Source organism: Pseudomonas sp. VMV1 (genome assembly GCF_056790235.1).
Map to the genome: position 1 here is coordinate 1 of NZ_JBXGSE010000027.1, position 4,688 is coordinate 4,688.

The window sequence follows — 4,688 nt, forward strand, 5'->3', positions numbered from 1 at the left end:
ACCCAAGCACCCAAGCACCCAAGCACCCAAGCACCCAAGCACCCAAGCACCCAAGCATGTGCGCGACTGGTCTATTTGGCAAGTACTGAGATAGAGACTTTCCTATGGGCGCCCGCGATAGCAGCGCCTCAAACCATCAGCACCAGTACCACTGGAAGCCGCCTCCATCCCACTTACGCTGCCTTGCGTCACCCTCTTCCAACCCGCTGGTTCGTTCACCTCAGGCGCAGAGATACTGGCGCCAGCGCGAGCGCTTAGTTAAGCAAACGCTTAAGTATGGATCGATGGAAACCGATTCGACAGCATTTCCTTGACCATAGCCACGATCTCGAAACAACGCTCCCGTGTAACCACAGTTCGAGTCTAAGCAAATGCTTAACCAAGCACTCGCGTAAGCAGTTACGTGCGTGCTTATCCGCTTGAGAGCATGCGTGTGCACGCATATACTCGGCATCAACGCTCACGCAAATACATGCGCAAGCACTTACGTAAGCAAGTAAGCATCTGCGCACCTAAGCGCGTGGTTACATTCTGAAGGAGGTTCCTGGTGCAGACAGTCGCGATTGCGTCAAGAAAGGGCGGTGTTGGTAAGACCACTACGACCGAGGTCTTGGGAGTGGAGTTGGCCCGCCGCGGAAATCGGGTGATGCTGATAGACACTGATCCGCAGGGCAGCCTTACCGAATGGTGGCAAGAGCGCGAGATCGAAGAGCCGCAGATGTCAAATGTCCCATACGAGAGCTTGGGCGCAGCAATCAGCGTGCTGGAAGGTGAGGGCTATGACTACGTCCTTATCGACACACCTCCTGAGTCCAATGACGTCATCACCGCGACAGTGAAGTTCGCAGATCTTGTGATCATTCCAGTAAAGGCGGGTCCACACGATCTGCGTGCGGTACGGCAGACCCTGACGCTGGTGAAGGACGAAAATAAGCCCTTCGTATTCCTCTTGAACGAAGTGACGCTCAATACAAATATCACCAAAGACGTAATGGTGGCTCTGTCTCAACACGGGAAGCTGTGCCCACCGATGCCTCGTCGCACCATCATGGTTGAAGCGGGGATCGATGGTCGAGTACCCCAAGAGCTACGGCCGAGCTGCTCTGCGTCTCGTGATATCAGAAAGTTGTGCGACTACATACTAGAAGAGCTGAGCAATCAGCAATCACGTGCTTAAGCGCTTGTTTAAGCACTCACGCACTCGTACACTTATTTAAGCATTTGCGGACTAAGGTAGGATCTAATGGCTCGTACTCCTCGAGATCTCGGCTCAATGCTCAAAACCTCTAACGCAGCAGAGCCTGTCACATCTGCAGCATCGTCAGCACCCAGCGTTGCTAAAAGCAACCAGGCTCCCGCGCAACATGCAGGAGAGGAGGTTGCCCCCATGGCAAAGGCTGGCCAAAACAGAACCCTAAGCGTGAAGTGCGACGCTGATCGATACAGAAAGCTTCAGCTGGCGCGTATCGACCTTGGTCTAACTGGTCAGGACATATTCATCGAAGCCTTCGATCTGTGGTGTGAGAAGTACGGGCGGTAGTCAGTGTCCGTTCGTGTATGAAGCCTGGCGTGCTTTGCTGCCTCGCATCCGCCGTTCGGTCTCTCCGACATCGTTCGACTCAACCTTATGTGGTGGCTGTTGGTTTATCCGTTGCGTTCCACATCTGGACCCCGTTTTCTGACTTCTTCTAGAAGGGGTTAGGGATGCTAAGGGCCATTCAATCTCGATCCGACGCTGGATTGACCTTTATGTGCCAGGTACTGGGTACCAGCTAGCTCATAGGGGGTGTCAACGCGTTGGTATGTGAGATGAGCGATGTCAGGTAAACGTATTGCGTGGAGCACCTAGCTAGCTGTGTTAGATAGGCAAGAATGCTTTTTGAAAAGGAAAGTGGATCTCGTCCTTTGCCAACGACGTCTTGCCCCTGTTTTATCCGGTCTGCCTGCCCCATCTGGTTGGGTAGGCACTGCTCTGCTGGAGTGGTGGCTAAACAAAACCTCTTCGGGACGAGGACTGGTGTCTGATTGCACGTGTAACGAGATCACCGATGCGAGTAGTAGGTAGCCTTTGTGCAGAGGGGAGGGGTTCGTGATATCGAATGGTTTTGTGTGACGACCGTCGGTGACTCGCGGATCTGTCGTCTACTCCTAGGGCATTTAGTCATCTGCCCCGTCCCTTGGCAGCAAATCCGCGGCTTTGGTTCCAGCTGGAAGGTCAAAAGGGTGCTGATGCCTACGGTCGGAGGTGCTCGTCGAGTATCTCCTGATCACATGTAGCTCGGCCTGACTGGCCGCTATCACGCGTGACGTTGGGGTATCCAGAGAGGACTGTCTGTCGCCAAACAGGCGACTGTGCACATGCCGTGATTTGTAGTCGATAGCGGCTCGTTGAGCATCGTGGCGCTTCCTTGTCCACAGAGACCAGCCTTTTAGGAGCTTTTTAAATCTTTATTTCTTGTTTTTATCTTGTTTTTAAGACGCTGAAACCCGCGCCAGGCCTGGCTTCCGTGGGGGGTATCGACTACAGATTCCGGTAATGCGACTAGCCTTTACGGCTGAGCCGACTACGGATTCCGTGTTGATCGACTACAGATTCCGGTAGCAGCGACTACAGATTCTGGCTGTTATCCACTGGTACGTGCTCGTCGATGCTACAGATAGCGGCTGTATATCTGAACAGTGCTAGCACGGTAGCGATTAAAGATGGTTCGGATTCGCCCTCGTCTAAGGCGTTGAATACAGAAAATCCGGATTTATTCCTATAAATCATTGTTTTTAAAGGAAAATTTCGCTTTTTGGTTGGCCGCGTGTTTTTCCCATGGTGCGCAGATCATCGTAGTCGGACGCAATCAGGTACGCTCGAACTGACACGTCTATTACGTCTTACGACTACATATGGCGGTAACCAACGTCACTGGAAACCTTTACTAACGACTACAAATTACGGCTAGTCCGTCGTCTAACCTGCTGAAACGACTACAAATTACGGTATCTAGCCGATCAGGATTTCGTTAGAACCGAGCTCACGACTACAAATTACGGCATCAAACAGACGTTTTGGCGGCAAAAACGCAGTCAGTTCGCCTGATCGACTACAAATTAGGGCTGTACGCAGGCCGTAAGCCTTCTGACGACTACACATTACGGCACTACCGTCCGTAGCGGCCTGGCTTATGGTCAAAGCCGGTTCACTGCTGAGCCAATACGACTACACATTACGGTATTGAACGACCCAGGCTCAGCGTGGCCTTGCTAGACGTGACGTCCGGCCGGCGCTGCGACTACAGATTACGGTATGGAGACTCTTTCAGTAGTTCTCCCAGCAGTGCGCTACTTCAGCTAGATGTGGATCGACTACAAATTAAGGTACTCGCATGTCCGCTCAGTCAGTGCTTTACTACCTACCACCGCGTCTCGCCGAGACGACTACTACACGATTCTGCCGGAACGTCTGGGCGGTTGATGGTCGCGCCAAAAGCGCGTTGTACGGGCTTTCGACTCCTTTTTCGCTGGGCCCCGTATCGACTACAGGGGAAAGGAATAGTAGGGTTCGAAGGCTTCTTACCAGGTCTTTACATGTCAAAGGTATCCACCTCCGTTCCAGATCAAGCTGACCCTCGGCCGATCCGGGTAACGAAATCAAACACGCTCATCACTGCCTCGTATCGGCTTACCCTTAACGAGCAGAGGCTGATTTTGGCTGCGATAAGCCAAATTGATCCTCGTAAAGGGATGCCGAAGAAAATTTCGGTTTCGGCCCTGCTGTATTCAGAAATCTATGGTGTGCAGCTTCGTCATGCCTACGAGCAGATGAAGGAGACAGCAGACGTCCTTTTTGAGCGGGAGGTGAAGACGTTCGATGGATCTGCAGTGGAGCGTAAGCGCTGGGTAGATGCTGCGCGTTACATAGCGGGGGAGGGCAGGGTAGAGCTGTCGTTCACAATCCATGTTATGCCGTATCTGTCCCGGCTTCATACCAAGCTCACCAGCTACGATCTGCGGCGCGTGGCCCGTCTCGACTCAAGTCACTCATTTCGGCTTTTCGAGATGCTCATGCAGTTCAAAAAGACCGGATGGGCATACATCGAGATCGAGACGCTCAGGACCGCTTTAGGGCTTTCCGATGCTTACCAGCGGTTTAACAATCTTCGTCAACGTGTGATTGATCCTGCGGTGGAAGAGCTGCGCACCAAGAGTAGATTGGACGTCACTTACGAGTTGAAGCGTGAGGCGAGACGAGTCGTCGCCATCAAATTCATGTTCAAGGATCTCGCTCAGCAGCTACCGCTGAATCTAGGTGATGAAGAGCTTGTACCCTTGACCGAAATTGACCTGCCGGAGGATCCCGGTTTGCTATTGGCGTCCGCCTTCGACGATTTAAGCGAAGACGATCCGAACTTCACCTTTCCTATCGAGGTGGATGAGTCCGGTAGCGCTTAGCTGCACTTTGCATCGAAACGCGCAGCGCCCTATTGCTCCAGGTCCGGCGGTTTCGCAAGAAAACGTAGCCCACTCTGTAGCTCAGAAGGGGGCGAGCTGTGTTGAAAGCTTGTTGCTGCGCGAGTCATTGCCACCGAGTTCGGCGACTGCCCCTGCGGCTTGCAGATCTCGCTGAAGCCCTTCTCGCTATTGATGGCCATAAAAACCCCCACAGCGAATGCGTCGGACTAGTCGGTCGGCCGACGCGA

Annotated in this window: 2 protein-coding genes; both read left to right on the top strand. The window is 53.0% G+C overall.

All coding sequences use genetic code 11. The features are described 5' to 3' along the window. Positions 1-547 precede the first annotated feature (547 nt). Positions 548-1,177 (top strand): ParA family protein, encoded by a 630-nt coding sequence (locus ACUCV0_RS23900; protein WP_178118371.1) that lies wholly within the window; start codon positions 548-550, stop codon positions 1,175-1,177. Between the two features lie 2,399 nt (positions 1,178-3,576). Next, entirely contained in the window at positions 3,577-4,440 is an 864-nt protein-coding gene (locus ACUCV0_RS23905) for a replication initiation protein (RefSeq protein WP_158890390.1), read from the top strand. Positions 4,441-4,688: the final 248 nt, after the last annotated feature.